Genomic DNA, 16751 nt, shown 5'->3' with positions numbered 1-16751 from the left:
CCCCTTCAATTAAGATTTAATATATAATAATAACTTAAAAACACTCTAAAAGGGTTATTGATGTTGGATTTTGATTTGGTTCTTTTTGGTGCGACTGGGGATTTAGCCATGCGAAAGCTCTTCGTTTCGCTCTATGAAATTTATACCCATTATGGTTTTAAAAAAGATTCTAGAATTATCGCATCGGGGCGTAAGGAACTATCCAATGAAGAATTTTTAGCGCTCCTTTGTGAAAAAACGCAGTTGCATTCAAGAGAAAAGGGTGAGGAATTTTTAGCCCATATCAGTTATTTGCGCGTCCGTTTGGATAACCCTAAAGACTTTGAAGAATTGAGTAAAATCGCTACAAAAAATAAGCCCTTGATCTTCTACTTTTCTATCTCGCCTAGTTTTTTTGCAACGACCGCTCAAAATTTGGCCCAAAACGCACTCAATCACGCCAACACTCGCTTGATTTTAGAAAAGCCTTTAGGGCATGATTTAAAGACTTGTCAAGAGATTTTCCAAAGCATTAGCGCTTTTTTTAAAGAAGAACAAATCTTTAGAATCGATCATTATTTAGGGAAAAAGGGCGTTCAAAATATCCTTGAATTGCGCTTGAATAACCCTATCTTAAACATTTTATGGGATCAAATCAGCGCGGTTGAAATCTGCGTGTATGAGACTTTGGGGGTGGAAGAAAGGGGCGAATTTTACGATAAAATCGGGGCTTTAAGGGATATGGTTCAAAACCACCTCTTGCAAGTTTTATCCCTTATCGCTACAGATTTACCCAACGATTTAAAGGATTTGAGAAAAGAAAAAATCAAAGTTTTAAAAACCTTACAACCCCCTAAAGACTTTAAAAAACAGGTTATTCGGGCCCAGTATCAAGGCTATAGAGATGAAAATAAGGTTAATAAAGAGAGCCAGACAGAAACTTTTGTCGCTATTAAAGCCTTTTTGGATACGCCTAAATTTAAAGGCGTGCCTTTCTACCTTAAGCACGCTAAAAAAATGCCCCGCAACCAAGCGAGCGTGAAAATCCATTTTAATGCCACTAATACGCTAGAATTTTTCCTCTCTCAAGATAAAATCACCCTCACCCTAAAAGACAATCAAAACCCCCTTATTTTAGAAACCCATAACAAACAAGAATTTTTACAGCCCTACGCTAAATTGCTCTATGATGCGATACAAAATAACCACAATAATTTCGCCCACCAATTGGAATTAGAAGCGTCATGGGTGTTTATTGACACGCTCATAGAAGGTTTTATGAATAACGCCACGCCCTTACATTCCTATGAAAGCCATAATCTCAACGAATCAGAATTTTTAAAACCACTCTATCAGTAAAAGGGATTTTCATGGGTTATCAATTGTTTGAATTTGAAAGTTTAGAAGATTGCCACAAGGCTTTAATAGAGCGTTTTAAAGAATTTTTTAACAACGCCTTAAAAAAGCATCATCAAGTTTCTATCGCTTTTTCTGGGGGCCGTTCGCCCATTGGTTTGTTGCAAAAATTGAGCGTCTTGAATCTCAAATGGCATGAGTGTTTAATCAGTTTGGTAGATGAACGCATTATAGACACAAGCCACAAGGATAGCAACACTAAATTATTGCATGATTACTTGTTGCAAAATAACGCCTTAAAAGCTTCTTTCACCCCGCTTTTGCCCAAAAAGATTTCTAGCGATACAAACGCGCTTTTTCATTTTGCTAACCAGCATTTCAAACAGCCCCATTTAGCCATTTTGGGCATGGGGACTGACGGGCATACGGCTAGCCTTTTTCCCGAAACGAGCGCTTTTTTAAACGAAGAAAAAGAAAATATCGTTTTGACTAAGCCAATTAACGCTCCTTATGAGCGCTTGAGCATGTCTGTTAACGCCTTAGAAAATTGCGAAAAACTTTTCTTAAGCATTAGCGGGGTAGAAAAAAGGGAGGTTTTAGAAAAAGCTTTAAAAGAAAACGCCCCCTATTCTCTGCCGATCGCTCGGATTTTACATTCTAAAAAAGTTACCACGGAGGTGTTTTATGCCAAAAACTGAAACTTACCCAAGACTATTAGCCGATATTGGCGGCACGAACGCGCGCTTTGGTTTGGAAGTCGCCCCACGACAGATTGAATGCATTGAAGTCTTGCGGTGCGAAGATTTTGAGAGCTTGAGCGATGCGGTGCGATTTTACCTTTCTAAATGCAAAGAAAGCCTTAAACTGCACCCTATTTATGGCTCTTTTGCTGTGGCTACGCCTATTATGGGGGATTTTGTCCAAATGACGAACAACCATTGGACTTTTTCTATTGAAACGACACGGCAATGTTTGACTTTAAAAAAATTGCTTGTCATCAATGATTTTGTCGCGCAAGCCTATGCCATTAGCGCGATGCAAGAAAACGATTTGGCTCAAATAGGCGGGATTAAGTGCGAAATCAACGCCCCTAAAGCGATTTTAGGGCCAGGAACCGGGCTTGGGGTAAGCACTCTTATCCAAAATAGCGATGGCTCTTTGAAAGTCTTACCCGGCGAAGGGGGGCATGTGAGCTTTGCCCCTTTTGATGATTTAGAAATTTTAGTGTGGCAATACGCTCGCTCTAAATTCAACCATGTGAGTGCGGAAAGGTTTTTAAGCGGTAGTGGCCTAGTGTTGATTTATGAAGCCCTGTCTAAGCGCAAAGGTTTAGAAAAAGTGGCGAAGTTAAGCAAGGCTGAATTAACCCCGCAAATCATTAGCGAACGCGCTTTGAATGGGGATTACCCTATATGCCGATTGACCTTGGACACTTTTTGCTCCATGCTAGGCACGCTCGCTGCTGATGTGGCTCTCACTTTGGGGGCTAGAGGGGGCGTGTATTTGTGTGGGGGGATTATCCCACGATTCATTGATTATTTTAAAACTTCGCCCTTTAGAACGCGTTTTGAAACGAAAGGGCGCATGGGAGCGTTTCTCGCTTCTATCCCTGTGCATGTCGTGATGAAAAAAACTCCCGGACTTGATGGGGCAGGCATTGCGTTAGAGAATTATTTACTGCATGATAAGATATAGTAGCGTTAAGATAGAGGCGGCTTATATTAAGGGGTGCGTTTAAACGCGCCAAACAACGATACCATATAACCAACAGCTATAAAATTAGTTAAACCTATAGAAACATAAGCAAACCATAAAAACGATACAATAGCGGTATTTTAATCAAACAAGGAGTTTTAATGAGAGTTCCATCTAAAGGTTTTGCTATTTTTTCTAAAGACGGGCATTTCAAGCCCCATGATTTTAGCCGCCATGCTGTAGGCCCTAAAGATGTGTTGATTGACATTCTTTATGCGGGGATTTGTCATAGCGATATTCATAGCGCTTATAGCGAATGGAAAGAAGGCATTTATCCTATGGTTCCTGGGCATGAAATTGCTGGGGTCATCAAAGAAGTGGGTAAGGAAGTTAAGAAATTTAAGGTTGGCGATGTGGTGGGCGTGGGCTGTTTTGTCAATTCATGTAAGTCGTGTAAGCCCTGTAAAGAACACCAAGAGCAATTTTGCACCAAAGTGGTATTTACTTACGATTGTTTGGATTCTTTCCATGACAACGAACCCCACATGGGCGGATACTCTAATAACATTGTCGTGGATGAAAACTATGTGATTAGCGTGGATAAAAACGCTCCTTTAGAAAAAGTAGCCCCCTTGCTTTGCGCGGGCATCACCACTTATTCGCCCTTAAAATTTTCTAAGGTTACTAAAGGCACAAAAGTGGGCGTCGCTGGGTTTGGTGGGCTAGGAAGCATGGCGGTTAAATACGCTGTGGCTATGGGGGCTGAAGTGAGCGTTTTTGCAAGAAACGAACACAAAAAGCAGGACGCTTTAAGCATGGGGGTCAAACATTTCTACACGGACCCCAAACAATGCAAAGAAGAATTGGATTTTATCATTTCAACCATTCCTACCCATTACGATTTAAAAGACTACCTCAAGCTCTTAACTTATAGTGGCGAATTAGCCCTTGTGGGGCTCCCCCCTGTAGAAGTCGCTCCAGTGCTTAGCGTTTTTGATTTTATCCATTTAGGCAATCGCAAGGTTTATGGCTCATTGATTGGGGGCATTAAAGAAACCCAAGAAATGATGGATTTTTCTATCAAACACAATATTTACCCTGAAATAGATTTGATCTTAGGCAAGGATATTGACACGGCTTATCACAACCTAACCCATGGGAAAGCGAAATTCCGCTATGTGATTGATATGAAAAAATCGTTTGACTAAAGGCTTTTATTTTAGCTCTTTTTTAAGAGCTTGAGTTTGATTAGGGTATTTTTTGCTAATGCATGGAGTTTTAGAATTTTAAGGGTTTTGCTAATAAGGCTCTTGATTGGTATTGAAACACAATATTTGAATAGTCTTCGCTTTGCATTTTTAGGCATTTCATGAATGTGCAAAAAATAATGTTTTAAAAATGTCTTAAGAGCGTCGTGGGCAATCTGCTCTTCTACTTTCCACAAAGGGAAGTAGTAATGGTATGCAACAACGCTATGGTAGTAGTGCCATTTTTCTCCACCTATTTCCCCACCCCCTGTGATCAAATAAGACCAATCGTTCATAAAAGGGGTTTTAGCCAAAGCGTTTAGCCATAAATCCGCCTTTAAACCAAAAGGATATGTCCAAGGTTTTATTTGAAAATAAGGATGAGAGTCATATTGTATAACGATAGGTTCTCTTAGGGCTTGTTTAATGGTGTTGTGATAGATTTCATTGACCACACCCTTTAAATGCTCTTCAGAAAGACTATAGTAGTGTGGGAAAATGCAATACTCTATTTTTAATGGCGCGATCTTTGAACGACAAAATTCTGTCAATTGCGGTTCTTTATCTATTTTTTGCGTGCGTATGATTTCTAATATTTTTTTACAAAATTGATTTTTTCGCTGGTAAGTTAAGTTGCAATAAAAAAAGCCTTCATACGGGTATATTTTGTCATAAACCCCATGAAAATAATTCTCATCATCTTCTTTAATGTTTAAGAAATCATCGCTAAATTCTTTGCAAAAGATAACATCCACATCGCTCCACACCATTTTAGAATATTTGGGGAATAAATCCGCCAAAAAATACTTCACTAACACCATTTTAGAAAAACGCTTGGTGAAATCCTCATCAAAAGGGTTAGGGATAGCGTCTAAAAAAGGCTCAATATTTCTCACTTCTAAAGCAACAAATTCTTTAAAAGGCTCTGCAATTTGGTGGAGTTTCGCTGTATCTTCTTCATTCAAGCCCACCACTAAAGCGTATAGAGTGTAACGCGCTTTTTTATTGGCTTTAGCGATACTTTCTAACAAGGAATAAATGCATGCACCTGCGGGAATAAGGTAATTCTTATCAAATGCAAAAGCGATAGGAATATGAAAATCTTGCTCTTTGAAAGAATGATTTAAAACCGAAGTCATAATAAAATTAAACACCCCTTTTTTGAAGCTATTTTATCCAAAAAAAAAAAACCGCATTTGAAAGGGTTTTGTTTTTTGGTTTTTATGTTGTTTTTAATGGAAATTAATTTAAAAAAGGTGTTAAATCTTTTATCCTAGCCCTTTTTTAAAAGCTTGATTAGGATTTTTTTCACAATCCCATGGAGTCCTAAAATCCTAAGGATCTTACTAACCACCCTTTTAGCTAACGCTTTAGGCATAAAAAACACCCAATAAACAAGCTTTTTGAAAGATCTTTTCACTAAAATGCAGATTAATTCAAAAATTCTTGAATGGATTTTTCTTTCTTTAAACACAACAAACAAATACGACTTGAAAAACAAATACGGCGTTTTAAACAGAATGTCTTTTGAAGACTTTGTTGGAGAAAAATAATGTTGTTGGGCCATTTTTGTGGTGTAAAAGCTCTCATTAATATGTATTTGTTTGGTGTAATCGTTCATAAAAGGGGTTTTAGCCAAAGCGTTCAGCCATAAATCCGCTTTCAAACCAAAAGGGTAATCCCAAGGCTTCACGGCCCCCCACCAAGCGTCATAGTGGATAATGATAGGGTTCTTTCGCGCTTCTAAAATGGTTTTTTTATAATTCTCGTTCAAGTATGCATTAGAAAAATCTTTGATCGTGTAATACCAAGGGAAAACGCAATACTCAATCCCTAAAGCCTTCATGTTAGGCCAACACCATTTCGTAAAATCCAATTCCTCTTTAGCCTTATTCCCTTTTAAAAGCTCATGCATTTTTAAGGTAAAATCTTTCTTGCGTTGGTAATCTAAATTGCAAAACAAAAACCCTTCCATTAAGTGGTTCTTTTCAACTTCCAAAACCCCATGAAAATAATTCTCATCATCTTCTTTAATGTTTAAAAAATCATCGCTAAATTCTTTGCAAAAGATAACATCCACATCGCTCCACACCATTTTAGAATATTTGGGGAATAAATCCGCCAAAAAATACTTCACTAACACCATTTTAGAAAAACGCTTGGTAAAATCCTCATCAAAAGGGTTAGGGATAGCGTCTAAAAAAGGCTCAATATCCCTCACTTCCAGAGTAGCAAATTCTTTAAAAGGCTCTGCAATTTGGTGGAGTTTCGCTGTATCTTCTTCGTTCAAGCCCACCACTAAAGCGTATAGAGTGTAACGCGCTTTTTTACTGGCTTTAGCGATACTTTCTAACAAGGAATAAATGCATGCGCCTGCGGGAATAAGGTAATTCTTATCAAATGCAAAAGCGATAGGAATATGAAAATCTTGCTCTTTGAAAGAATGATTTGAATCTGAAGTCATAGAAAATGAAACACCCCTTTTTTGAAGCTATTTTATCCAAAAAAAAAAAACCGCATTTGAAAGGCTCTAACTCTTATTTTTATGCCATTTAATGAAAATTAATCTAAAATTCACTCTTTGCATTTTATCTTTAAATGCTACAATTTTAAAAGATGATGAAAGGGGCTGTGTTTAATTTGATTTTCTTGAAAAAATCTCTTGGCGCGTTGTTGTTTTCAGGTTGTTTAATAGCGCCTTTAATGAAAGCGGCTAGTTTTGTCTATGACTTGAAGTTCATGAGCTTTAATTACAACTTAGTTGCCCCAAACAACAACCCTTATTGGAATAGCCTAACCAACATGAAAGTCCGTCTCATGCCTCAAATTGGCGTCCAGTTAGACAAAAGACAAGCCTTAATGTTTGGAGCGTGGTTCATTCAAAATTTACACACGCATTATAGCTACTTCCCTTATTCTTGGGGGGTTACGATGTATTACCAATACATAGGAAAAAATTTGAGATTTTTTTTAGGGATTGTGCCACGAAGCTACCAAATAGGGCATTACCCTTTGAGCGCTTTTAAAAAACTTTTTTGGTTTATTGATCCTACTTTTAGGGGAGGAGCGTTCCAATTCAAACCGGCTTATGATCCTAATCGCTGGTGGAATGGGTGGTTTGAGGGCGTTGTTGATTGGTATGGGGGGCGCAATTGGAACAACCAGCCCAAAAAGAAAAATTACGACTTCAGCCAGTTTTTATATTTTGTTTCTTCAGAATTTCAGTTTCTTAAAGGGTATTTAGGTTTAGGGGGACAACTTGTGATCTTTCATAACGCTAGCTCTCACAGCATGGGAGATAATTACCCTTATGGCGGGAATTCCTACTTTAAACCAGGCGATGCAACCCCACAATGGCCTAATGGCTACCCTTATTTCAGTCAAAAAGATAACCCACAAGGGGGAGAAATAGGGAAATACTCTAATCCTACTATTTTGGATAGGGTTTATTACCACGCTTATCTTAAAGCGGATTTTAAAAACCTCATGCCTTATATGGATAACATCTTTATGACTTTTGGCACGCAATCGTCTCAAACCCATTATTGCGTGCGTTACGCTAGCGAGTGTAAAAACGCTCAATTTTATAACAGCTTTGGGGGGGAATTTTACGCCCAAGTGCAATACAAAGGCTTTGGGATTTTTAACAGGTATTATTTTTCCAACAAACCCCAAATGCACTTTTATGCCACTTATGGCCAATCCCTTTATACCGGGTTGCCATGGTATAGAGCCCCTAATTTTGACATGATAGGGCTTTATTATGTTTATAAAAATAAATGGATAAGCGTGCGAGCGGATGCGTTTTTTAACTTTTTAGGTGGGGGCGATGGGTATCATTTGTATGGGAAAGGGGGCAAGTGGATCACTACTTATCAGCAATTCTTAACCCTAACCATAGACACACGAGAGTTAATTGATTTTGTCAAATCTAAAACCTCTAAATAACCATATCTAAAAATTATAGATATAATTGAAATAAGCTACCGGTAAGCGGTGCCATAAAGTAGTCGCGCTCAAGCCATCAATGATTTCAGTTCTTTTGTTAGGAATGAAAGGGAATTTCAACCCGAAAGTGATTTCATTGTGGAAAAAGCCAAAACGAAAACCCACTTTCACAAGCAATTGGAAAAGCGAATTTTCTTTGCCTAAATTTTGAGCGATAATCCCATGCATAGCTCCTCCTGGCATGTAAGTCGCCCCAGCGATGCCTAAGCCAAACTCTAACCCTAAAAACATCTTTGGCGAATTGAAAGCGTCCCACAAACCGCTAAATTCCAAACCATAGGTAGAAATATAGGATTTGTGAGAAGAAAAAGTCTGATCATAAAACAACCCGTAACGAAAACCCACATGCTCTACAGCTTGCGTTTTAGCCACAAATTTCCCCCCTAACACCACACCAAAGCCATTGCCGGTCATGAAATACGATTTATCTACAGACTCGGTGCTAAAAGATGTGTTGATCGCGCTAAGTTGATACCCAACCCCTAAATAAAATGTATTCCTATCCGCAAATTTAGGTTTTTTTGATTTTTCATCAAGCTCTGCCTCCGCGGCTTGAAGCGATGATAATAACGCCATGCCTATCAATATTTTAACCATTGTTTTATCCATAACCCAATTCCTTATGTTATCCTGCCCCACACTTGCCCTAATAGATTAAGATCAAATCACGCCCTAATAATAACAAAGTTTAAAATAAATATTAGTGATTTTTATTAAGAACGCCTATCTTTTTAGAATAAATGGCCATAAAATAGCCATAATTCTTGTAGGTATGCCCCCATTTTCCTATAAAAATTCCTAAAAAGATTATTGTTATAAGACACATTAATAGTTTTTCTTGTATAATATTTAGGCTAAATTCAATTTATTTTATACGATATTAAGGAGACATATTACCATGTTTCAAATTAGATGGCATGCACGAGCTGGTCAAGGCGCCATCACCGGTGCTAAAGGGTTGGCTGATGTGATTTCAAAAACAGGCAAAGAAGTGCAAGCGTTCGCTTCTTATGGTTCAGCTAAAAGGGGGGCTGCTATGATGGCTTATAACCGCGTTGATGATGAGCCTATTTTAAACCATGAACGCTTCATGCAGCCTGATTATGTGCTAGTGATTGACCCTGGTTTGGTTTTCATTGAAAACATCTTCGCTAATGAAAAAGAAGACACGACTTATATCATCACTAGCTATCTCAGTAAAGAAGAATTGTTTGAAAAAAAACCTGAATTAAAAACCCGTAAGGTGTTTTTAGTGGATTGTTTAAAAATCTCTATGGAAACCTTAAAACGCCCCATCCCTAACACGCCCATGTTAGGGGCTTTAATGAAAGTGTCTGGCATGCTTGAAATTGAGGCTTTTAAAGAAGCTTTTAAGAAAGTTTTAGGCAAAAAACTCACGCAAGAAGTCATTGACGCTAACATGCTCGCTATCCAAAGAGCTTATGAAGAAGTTCAATAACATTAAGGATTAAAGATGAAAGATTGGAATGAATTTGAAATGGGAGCGGTGCTCTTCCCTTTTGAAAAAAACGCACAAAGCGAAATGGAAAAACACAACGATGAGCGCCATTACACCGAGCAAAGCTACTTCACCACTTCAGTGGCTCATTGGCGCGTGGCCAAGCCTGTGCATAACAATAATATTTGCATCAATTGCTTTAATTGTTGGGTTTATTGCCCAGACGCTGCTATTCTTTCAAGAGAGGGCAAGTTAAAAGGCGTGGATTATTCCCATTGTAAAGGCTGTGGCGTGTGCGTGGATGTCTGCCCCACCAACCCTAAATCGCTATGGATGTTTGAAGAGCAAATTGAGCCTGCCACCGCTCTCACTCAATGGCCGCAAAAACAAGAAAAGAAAAAATCATAAGGAAAAAATATGGCAAGAAGTATTGAATTGCAAGAGATAGAAGTGTGGGATGGCAATACCGCTAGTTCTAACGCTTTAAGACAGGCTCAAATTGATGTCATTGCAGCCTATCCTATCACCCCATCAACGCCCATTGTGCAAAATTATGGCTCGTTTAAGGATAATGGCTATGTTGATGGCGAATTCGTTTTAGTGGAATCTGAGCATGCCGCCATGAGCGCATGCGTGGGAGCTGCGGCAGCTGGAGGGAGAGTCAGCACTGCAACTAGCTCTCAAGGTTTGGCGCTAATGGTAGAGGTTTTATACCAAGCTTCTGGCATGCGTTTGCCTATCGTTTTGAATTTAGTCAATCGCGCTTTAGCAGCCCCTTTGAATATCCATGGCGATCATTCTGATATGTATTTGAGTAGGGATTCAGGCTGGATCAGTTTATGCACATGCAACCCTCAAGAAGCTTATGATTTCACTTTAATGGCGTTTAAAATCGCAGAGCACCAAAAGGTGCGCGTGCCTACTATTGTCAATCAAGACGGGTTTTTATGCTCACACACCGTGCAAAATGTCCGCCCTTTGAGCGATGCAGTGGCTTATCAATTCGTAGGCGAATACCAAACCAAACATTCCCTTTTGGATTTTGACAAACCGGTAAGCTATGGCGCGCAAGCTGAAGAAGAATGGCATTATGAACATAAAGCCCAACTCCACCATGCGATCATGAGCGCGCCTTCTGTGATTGAAGAAGTGTTTAATGATTTCGCTAAACTGACAGGCAGGCAATACCATTTAACCAAAACTTTCCAGCTAGAAGACGCTGAGATCGCTATTTTTGCGTTAGGGACTACTTATGAATCCGCCATCGTAGCGGCTAAAGAAATGCGTAAAAAAGGCATTAAGGCCGGCGTGGCGACCATCCATTCCTTGCGCCCTTTCCCTTATGAAAGATTGGGGCAGGATTTGAAAAATCTTAAAGCTTTAGCGATTTTAGATAAAAGCTCTCCAGCCGGCGCTATGGGGGCGATGTTTAATGAAGTTACAAGCGCGGTGTATCAAACCCAAGGGACTAAACACCCCGTAGTGTCTAACTATATCTATGGTTTAGGCGAAAGGGATATGACGATCGCACATTTATGCGAGATTTTTGAAGAAATCAATGAAGACGCTCTTAAAGGCACGCTCACGCACCCTACCCAACAATTCGTAGGCTTGCGTGGCCCTAAAATGAGCTTTTTTTAAAAAGGAAATATCATGGTAAAAGAAGTCAAAACACTCAAAGGTTTTAGCCAAAGCGCTGAAAAATTCCAAGGCTCGCACTTGCTTTGCCCAGGTTGTGGGCATGGCATTATCGTGCGCGAAGTTCTAAACGCCGTAGATGGGCCTATTGTTTTAGGTAACTCTACCGGTTGTTTAGAGGTATGCTCGGCTGTGTATCCGCACACTTCATGGGATGTGCCTTGGATCCATATTGGTTTTGAAAATGGCTCTACAGCGATTTCAGGGGTGGAAGCGATGTATAAAGCGCTAGTGAATAAGGGCCGCTATCAAGGTCAAAAACCAAAATTTGTGGCGTTTGGAGGCGATGGGGCTAGTTATGATATTGGTCTTCAATTCATCAGCGGTTGCATGGAAAGAGGACATGACATGACTTACATTTGCTTAGATAATGAAAACTACGCCAATACCGGCGGTCAAAGAAGCGGCTCTACGCCATTAGGGGCTAGCACTTCTACCACGCCAGCAGGATCGGTGAGCTTTGGTAAAAAAGAAAAGAAAAAAGACATCGTCAATATCATGGCAAGCCATGGAGTCCCTTATGTGGCGCAACTCTCGCCTAACAAATGGAAAGACATGAACAAAAAGATTAAAACCGCGCTAGACACTGAAGGGCCTTGCTTCATCAACGCTCTTAGCCCATGCACGACTGAATGGAAATTTGAATCCAATAAAACCATTGAATTAGCGGATATGGCTGTGGATAGCTTGATGTTCCCCTTATTTGAAATTTTTAATGGCAGGGAATTGAAAATCACTTACCGCCCAAGAAATATCATTCCTGTAAGGGATTATTTAGGGGCGCAAAAACGTTTCAAACACCTTTTCAAAAAGGAAAACGAACACATCATTGAAGAATTGCAAAAAGATGTGAATGATCGTTGGGAATACTTGCAACGCAGAGAAGAAGCTAAAGTATAACCCTTCCATTAAATCAAGGGGCTTTTTGGCGTCTTGTGCGATTTTTCCCCTTGATTCTTTAAACCCCTTTAAAGTAACATAAATCCCATTTTGATTTTAAGGATTGTCGGTGTTAGAACGCTATGCGAATGAAGAAATGAAAGCCCTATGGAATGAGCAAACCAAATTTGAAACCTATCTAGAAGTGGAAAAAGCTGTCGTTAAGGCGTGGAACAAGCTTGGGCAAATCCAAGATAGCGATTGTGAAAAAATCTGCACAAAAGCGGCATTCAATCTTGAGCGCATCAAAGAAATTGAAAAAACCAATAAGCATGATTTAATCGCTTTCACTACTTGCGTGGCTGAAAGCTTGGGCGAAGAATCCCGCTTTTTTCATTATGGGATCACTTCTAGCGATTGCATTGATACGGCTATGGCGTTATTGATGACCAAAAGCTTAAAGCTCATTCAAAAAGGCGTTAAAAACCTTTATGAAACCCTTAAAAACAGGGCTTTAGAGCATAAAGACACGCTAATGGTGGGCAGAAGCCATGGGGTGTTTGGCGAACCCATTACTTTTGGCTTAGTGTTAGCCCTTTTTGCTGATGAAATCAAACGGCATTTAAAAGCCTTAGATTTAACAATGGAATTTATCAGCGTGGGAGCGATCAGTGGGGCTATGGGGAATTTCGCGCACGCCCCCTTAGAATTAGAAGAATTAGCGTGCGAGTTTTTAGGCTTAAAAACCGCTAATATCAGCAATCAAGTCATTCAAAGAGACCGCTACGCTAGGCTTGCATGCGATCTGGCTCTTTTGGCGAGCAGTTGTGAAAAAATCGCTGTCAATATCCGCCATTTGCAACGCAGTGAAGTCTATGAAGTGGAAGAATCTTTTTCAACAGGGCAAAAAGGAAGCTCTGCGATGCCCCATAAAAGAAACCCCATATTGAGCGAGAATATCACCGGGCTTTGCAGGGTGATTCGCTCTTTTACGACCCCCATGCTAGAAAATGTCGCCTTATGGCATGAAAGGGACATGAGCCATAGCTCTGTGGAGCGTTTTGCATTGCCCGATCTGTTTATCACGAGCGATTTTATGCTCAGCCGCCTAAATAGCGTGATTGAAAATCTGGTAGTTTATCCTAAAAACATGCTTAAAAATTTAGCTTTGAGTGGGGGGCTAGTCTTTTCGCAACGGGTGTTATTGGAATTGCCTAAAAAAGGTTTGAGCAGAGAAGAAAGCTATTCTATCGTGCAAGAAAATGCGATGAAAATATGGGAGGTTTTGCAACAAGGCGCTTTTAAAAACGCTGATGAAAATTTGTTTTTAAACGCCCTACTCAACGATGAACGCTTGAAAAAATATTTGAGCGAGGATGAAATCAAAGCATGTTTTGATTACAGCTATTACACTAAAAATGTGGGGGCGATTTTTAAAAGGGTGTTTGGATAAGGCGCGTTTTTACAAAAACAAAACTATAAAATAAGCGCTAAAAAATTGAAGTTTTAAGGGGTTTTTTGAAACGAGCGTTATATTTAGTTTTAGGGCTTTCTTATGCCTTGCATGCGGATAGTTTTAAAGATGTTTTGACTAAAGGGGATTACACTTTTTTTAATAAAAAGGTGGTTTCGCCCATCAAACGCTATGCGGATAGATCGGCGTTTTATTTGGGGTTTGGGTATCAGTTAGGGAGCATTCAGCACAACTACAGCAACTTGAATTTATCCCAACAATTCAATAAGAGCCAGATTATTTTTAGCGATGGCTTAAGCCCTGTTTTTAAAAATTCGTATGTGTCTAATGGTTTTGGCGTTCAGGTAGGCTATAAATGGGTGGGTAAGCATGAAGAAACGAAGTGGTTTGGCTTCAGGTGGGGGTTATTTTATGATTTGAGCGCTTCTCTTTATGGTCCAAAAGAATCGCAGTCTATTATCATTTCCACTTACGGCACTTATATGGATTTATTGCTTAACGCTTATAATGGGGATAAGTTTTTTGCCGGGTTCAATCTGGGGATTGCTTTTGCTGGAGTGTATGGCAAATTGAGCGATGCGTTATTGTATCAAGCCCTTCTTTTAGACACTTTTGGCGGGAAAGTGGATCCAAATGGTTTCCAATTTTTGGTAAATTTAGGGGTTCGTTTGGGGAATAAGCGCAACCAGTTTGGCTTTGGGATTAAAATCCCCACTTATTATTTTAACCATTATTATTCCATGAATAACATTAGCAATAATAGTGAAGATGTCCTAAAGGTTTTACGATTTTTAGAATACGGGATCAACAGCTTGTTATACCAAGTTGATTTCAGGCGCAATTACTCGGTTTATTTCAACTACACCTATAGTTTTTAAGCGATAGTTTTTAAAGCGTTCTTAATTTAGCGATTTCGTCTCTCAAACGCATCGCTTCTTCAAAATCCAAATTTTTTGCGCATTCTCGCATTTTTTTATCCAGTTCTTTAATGATTTTTTCCCTTTCGCTTTTAGGGATTTTGTCCTTTTTTAAGGCTTTAGCGATTCTAATCTCATCGTCTCTTAATTTCAGCTCCTCTTCTAAAGCGCGAGTAACGGTTTTGGGAGTAATATTATGAATTTTATTAAACTCTTCTTGTTTAGCGCGCCTGTAACTAGTGATCTCAAAGGCTTTTTGCATGCTTTGAGTGATCTTTTTAGCGTATAATAAAACCTTGCCATTAGCGTTTCTAGCGGCTCGCCCCATGGTTTGAATGAGACTTGTTTCGCTCCTTAAAAACCCTTCTTTATCTGCATCCATGATCGCTACTAAAGAGACTTCAGGCAAATCCAGCCCTTCTCTTAAAAGATTGATCCCTATTAAAATGTCAAATTCCTTAAGCCTTAAAGAGCGGATGATGTGATTTCTTTCAATCGCATCAATTTCACTATGCATGTAACGCACCTTCAAGCCCCATTCAGCATAATATTTACACAATTCTTCTGCCATTTTTTTAGTGAGCGTGGTGATAAGCACCCTTTCATCTCTGGCCACCACTAACTTGATTTCATCAAATAAATCCTGGACTTGTTTATCGCTGTCTCGCACTTCAAATTTAGGGTCTAAAAGCCCTGTAGGGCGAATGATTTGCTCAGCGACATTCTTTTTGGAAAGCTCTAATTCGAGCTTATTGGGCGTAGCGGACACAAAAAGGAATTGGCAATTTTTATGGATAAATTCATCAAATTTTAAAGGGCGGTTGTCTAAAGCGCTAGGCAATCTAAAACCATATTCCACTAAAACGCTTTTCCTGCTCATATCCCCTGCATACATCCCCCCAAACTGCGGCAAACTCACATGGCTTTCATCCACAATGACTAAAAACTCCCGCTCAAAAATCCCTAAATAATCAAACAAACAAAAAGGCGTTTCATTGGGGGCTTTGCCTGTAAAATGGCGCGCGTAATTTTCAATGCCCTTACACACACCGGTCGCGCTAATCATTTCTAAATCATGCTCGGTGCGTTGTTTGAGGCGGTTGTATTCAAGCATTTTATCCTGCTCTTTAAAAAATTTCAATCTTAGAGCGAGTTCATCTTCAATGCTTTTAATGGCTATATTTAATCTCTCACTCCCTACGGCAAACTGACTGGCTGCATAAAGCATGACAGAATCCAAGCGCTTGATTTCATTTTTTTCTAAAGCGTCAAAGACAGCAATCCTTTCTATCTCATCGCCAAAAAATTCAATCCTAATAAATTCAGCGTCATTATAAGCAGGGAAAATATCCACGCACTCCCCCGTCGCTCTAAAGCTCCCCCTATCAAACACCACTTCATTACGGCTATAACCCATTTCCACTAGCTTTAATAAAAAGCTCTTGTAAGCACGCTTCTCGCCCACTTTGATTTTTTCCATGACTTTTAAATATTCTTCAGGGTTACCCAAACCATAATTAGCCGAAACGCTCGCTATCACGATCACATCATCATAACCTAAAAGCGAGGTGGTCGCGCTCAATCTCAAACGCTCCAAGTCATCGTTAATAGAGCTGTCTTTTTCAATAAATAAATCCCTCCTAGGGATATAGCTTTCAGGCTGGTAGTAATCAAAGTGGGAGATAAAATACTCCACCCTATTATGCGGGAAAAACGCCTTAAACTCGCTATAAAGCTGTGCACATAAGGTCTTATTATGGCTCATGATCAAAGTGGGTTTATTGGTTTGAGCGATGACATTAGCCATCGTGTAAGTCTTACCGCTTCCTGTAACCCCCACTAGAGTTTGATAATGGTTGTTATTTTTCAAGCTTTTCGTTAAGGCCTCTATAGCTTGGGGCTGATCGCCTGCTGGTGGGTAAGGGCTTTTTAAATCAAATAAAGGCATCTTTAAAACTCGCATTTTTTAGGGGTATTATAGTGGTTTTTTAACACGCCTTATTCAATCTCAAAAAAATCAATGTTTTGATAATGATTGG

Annotated in this window: 15 protein-coding genes; 11 read left to right on the top strand and 4 right to left on the bottom strand. The window is 39.5% G+C overall.

All coding sequences use genetic code 11. The annotated features are described in order from the left end of the window. Positions 1 to 60 precede the first annotated feature (60 nt). From QT74_RS05720 to QT74_RS05705, 4 genes are all read left to right on the top strand, one after another. Positions 61 to 1338 carry a glucose-6-phosphate dehydrogenase gene (locus QT74_RS05720; RefSeq protein ID WP_033765314.1) on the top strand — a complete coding sequence of 426 codons (1278 nt, stop codon included), beginning with the start codon at positions 61 to 63 and terminating at the stop codon, positions 1336 to 1338. Between the two features lie 11 nt (positions 1339 to 1349). Then, a complete protein-coding gene (gene pgl / locus QT74_RS05715) occupies positions 1350 to 2033 on the top strand; it encodes a 6-phosphogluconolactonase (protein ID WP_033765312.1) in 684 nt (227 codons plus the stop codon). Next, positions 2020 to 3030: a glucokinase gene (locus QT74_RS05710; protein ID WP_033765310.1), complete on the top strand. Its 1011-nt coding sequence runs from the start codon at positions 2020 to 2022 to the stop codon at positions 3028 to 3030. Before pgl ends, QT74_RS05710 begins: the two co-directional genes overlap by 14 nt. Positions 3031 to 3191: 161 nt before the next feature. After that, positions 3192 to 4238, top strand: a complete 1047-nt coding sequence (locus QT74_RS05705) for an NAD(P)-dependent alcohol dehydrogenase (protein ID WP_033765308.1) — start codon at positions 3192 to 3194, stop codon at positions 4236 to 4238. An 11-nt stretch (positions 4239 to 4249) separates the two neighbouring features. Here the strand turns inward: QT74_RS05705 and QT74_RS05700 are convergent, their stop codons facing one another. Further along, the gene (locus QT74_RS05700) at positions 4250 to 5416 is read right to left on the bottom strand and encodes a glycosyltransferase (RefSeq protein WP_033765306.1); all 1167 of its coding nucleotides are present in this window, start codon (positions 5414 to 5416) and stop codon (positions 4250 to 4252) included. A gap of 134 nt (positions 5417 to 5550) precedes the next feature. Beyond that, entirely contained in the window at positions 5551 to 6741 is a 1191-nt protein-coding gene (locus QT74_RS05695; protein ID WP_033765304.1) for a glycosyltransferase family 8 protein, read from the bottom strand. A 176-nt stretch (positions 6742 to 6917) separates the two neighbouring features. Here QT74_RS05695 and QT74_RS05690 point away from each other — a divergent pair, with 176 nt between their 5' ends. Then, positions 6918 to 8225 (top strand): hypothetical protein, encoded by a 1308-nt coding sequence (locus tag QT74_RS05690; RefSeq protein ID WP_033765348.1) that lies wholly within the window; start codon positions 6918 to 6920, stop codon positions 8223 to 8225. A 6-nt stretch (positions 8226 to 8231) separates the two neighbouring features. On the opposite strand, the gene QT74_RS05685 is transcribed toward QT74_RS05690, so the two are convergent. Next, positions 8232 to 8894 carry an outer membrane protein gene (locus QT74_RS05685; protein ID WP_033765302.1) on the bottom strand — a complete coding sequence of 221 codons (663 nt, stop codon included), beginning with the start codon at positions 8892 to 8894 and terminating at the stop codon, positions 8232 to 8234. Positions 8895 to 9183: 289 nt separating this feature from the next. Here QT74_RS05685 and QT74_RS05680 point away from each other — a divergent pair, with 289 nt between their 5' ends. The 6 genes from QT74_RS05680 to QT74_RS05655 all read left to right on the top strand — a co-directional run bounded on the left by QT74_RS05680 (position 9184) and on the right by QT74_RS05655 (position 14673). After that, entirely contained in the window at positions 9184 to 9744 is a 561-nt protein-coding gene (locus tag QT74_RS05680) for a pyruvate flavodoxin oxidoreductase subunit gamma (RefSeq protein ID WP_000486469.1), read from the top strand. Between the two features lie 15 nt (positions 9745 to 9759). After that, a complete protein-coding gene (locus QT74_RS05675) occupies positions 9760 to 10152 on the top strand; it encodes a 4Fe-4S dicluster-binding protein (protein ID WP_000656174.1) in 393 nt (130 codons plus the stop codon). A gap of 9 nt (positions 10153 to 10161) precedes the next feature. Then, a complete protein-coding gene (locus tag QT74_RS05670) occupies positions 10162 to 11385 on the top strand; it encodes a 2-oxoacid:ferredoxin oxidoreductase subunit alpha (RefSeq protein WP_033765300.1) in 1224 nt (407 codons plus the stop codon). A 12-nt stretch (positions 11386 to 11397) separates the two neighbouring features. Beyond that, the gene (locus QT74_RS05665; protein WP_001922036.1) at positions 11398 to 12342 is read left to right on the top strand and encodes a thiamine pyrophosphate-dependent enzyme; all 945 of its coding nucleotides are present in this window, start codon (positions 11398 to 11400) and stop codon (positions 12340 to 12342) included. A gap of 109 nt (positions 12343 to 12451) precedes the next feature. Continuing rightward, positions 12452 to 13774: an adenylosuccinate lyase gene (gene purB / locus QT74_RS05660; protein ID WP_033765296.1), complete on the top strand. Its 1323-nt coding sequence runs from the start codon at positions 12452 to 12454 to the stop codon at positions 13772 to 13774. 65 nt (positions 13775 to 13839) lie between these two features. Next, positions 13840 to 14673, top strand: coding sequence for an outer membrane protein (locus QT74_RS05655; protein ID WP_033765294.1), 834 nt, complete (start codon positions 13840 to 13842; stop codon positions 14671 to 14673). Positions 14674 to 14683: 10 nt separating this feature from the next. Here QT74_RS05655 and uvrB read toward each other — a convergent pair whose 3' ends face one another. Continuing rightward, positions 14684 to 16660, bottom strand: coding sequence for an excinuclease ABC subunit UvrB (gene uvrB, locus QT74_RS05650; protein ID WP_033765346.1), 1977 nt, complete (start codon positions 16658 to 16660; stop codon positions 14684 to 14686). Between the last annotated feature and the right edge of the window lie 91 nt (positions 16661 to 16751).

It is taken from the genome of Helicobacter pylori SA213A (assembly GCF_000476275.1).
Taxonomy (GTDB): domain Bacteria; phylum Campylobacterota; class Campylobacteria; order Campylobacterales; family Helicobacteraceae; genus Helicobacter; species Helicobacter pylori_CL.
The sequence above is the reverse complement of the archived record's forward strand: the minus strand, read 5'-3'. Positions and strand labels throughout refer to the sequence as shown.

Bases quoted from the DNA above. Each gene is read 5' to 3' on its own strand.
- QT74_RS05720 (WP_033765314.1), top strand. From the start codon at position 61: ATGTTGGATTTTGATTTGGTTCTTTTTGGTGCGACTGGGGATTTAGCC.
- pgl (WP_033765312.1), top strand. From the start codon at position 1,350: ATGGGTTATCAATTGTTTGAATTTGAAAGTTTAGAAGATTGCCACAAG.
- QT74_RS05710 (WP_033765310.1), top strand. From the start codon at position 2,020: ATGCCAAAAACTGAAACTTACCCAAGACTATTAGCCGATATTGGCGGC.
- QT74_RS05705 (WP_033765308.1), top strand. From the start codon at position 3,192: ATGAGAGTTCCATCTAAAGGTTTTGCTATTTTTTCTAAAGACGGGCAT.
- QT74_RS05700 (WP_033765306.1), bottom strand. From the start codon at position 5,416: ATGACTTCGGTTTTAAATCATTCTTTCAAAGAGCAAGATTTTCATATT.
- QT74_RS05695 (WP_033765304.1), bottom strand. From the start codon at position 6,741: ATGACTTCAGATTCAAATCATTCTTTCAAAGAGCAAGATTTTCATATT.
- QT74_RS05685 (WP_033765302.1), bottom strand. From the start codon at position 8,894: ATGGATAAAACAATGGTTAAAATATTGATAGGCATGGCGTTATTATCA.
- QT74_RS05680 (WP_000486469.1), top strand. From the start codon at position 9,184: ATGTTTCAAATTAGATGGCATGCACGAGCTGGTCAAGGCGCCATCACC.
- QT74_RS05675 (WP_000656174.1), top strand. From the start codon at position 9,760: ATGAAAGATTGGAATGAATTTGAAATGGGAGCGGTGCTCTTCCCTTTT.
- QT74_RS05670 (WP_033765300.1), top strand. From the start codon at position 10,162: ATGGCAAGAAGTATTGAATTGCAAGAGATAGAAGTGTGGGATGGCAAT.
- QT74_RS05665 (WP_001922036.1), top strand. From the start codon at position 11,398: ATGGTAAAAGAAGTCAAAACACTCAAAGGTTTTAGCCAAAGCGCTGAA.
- uvrB (WP_033765346.1), bottom strand. From the start codon at position 16,660: ATGCCTTTATTTGATTTAAAAAGCCCTTACCCACCAGCAGGCGATCAG.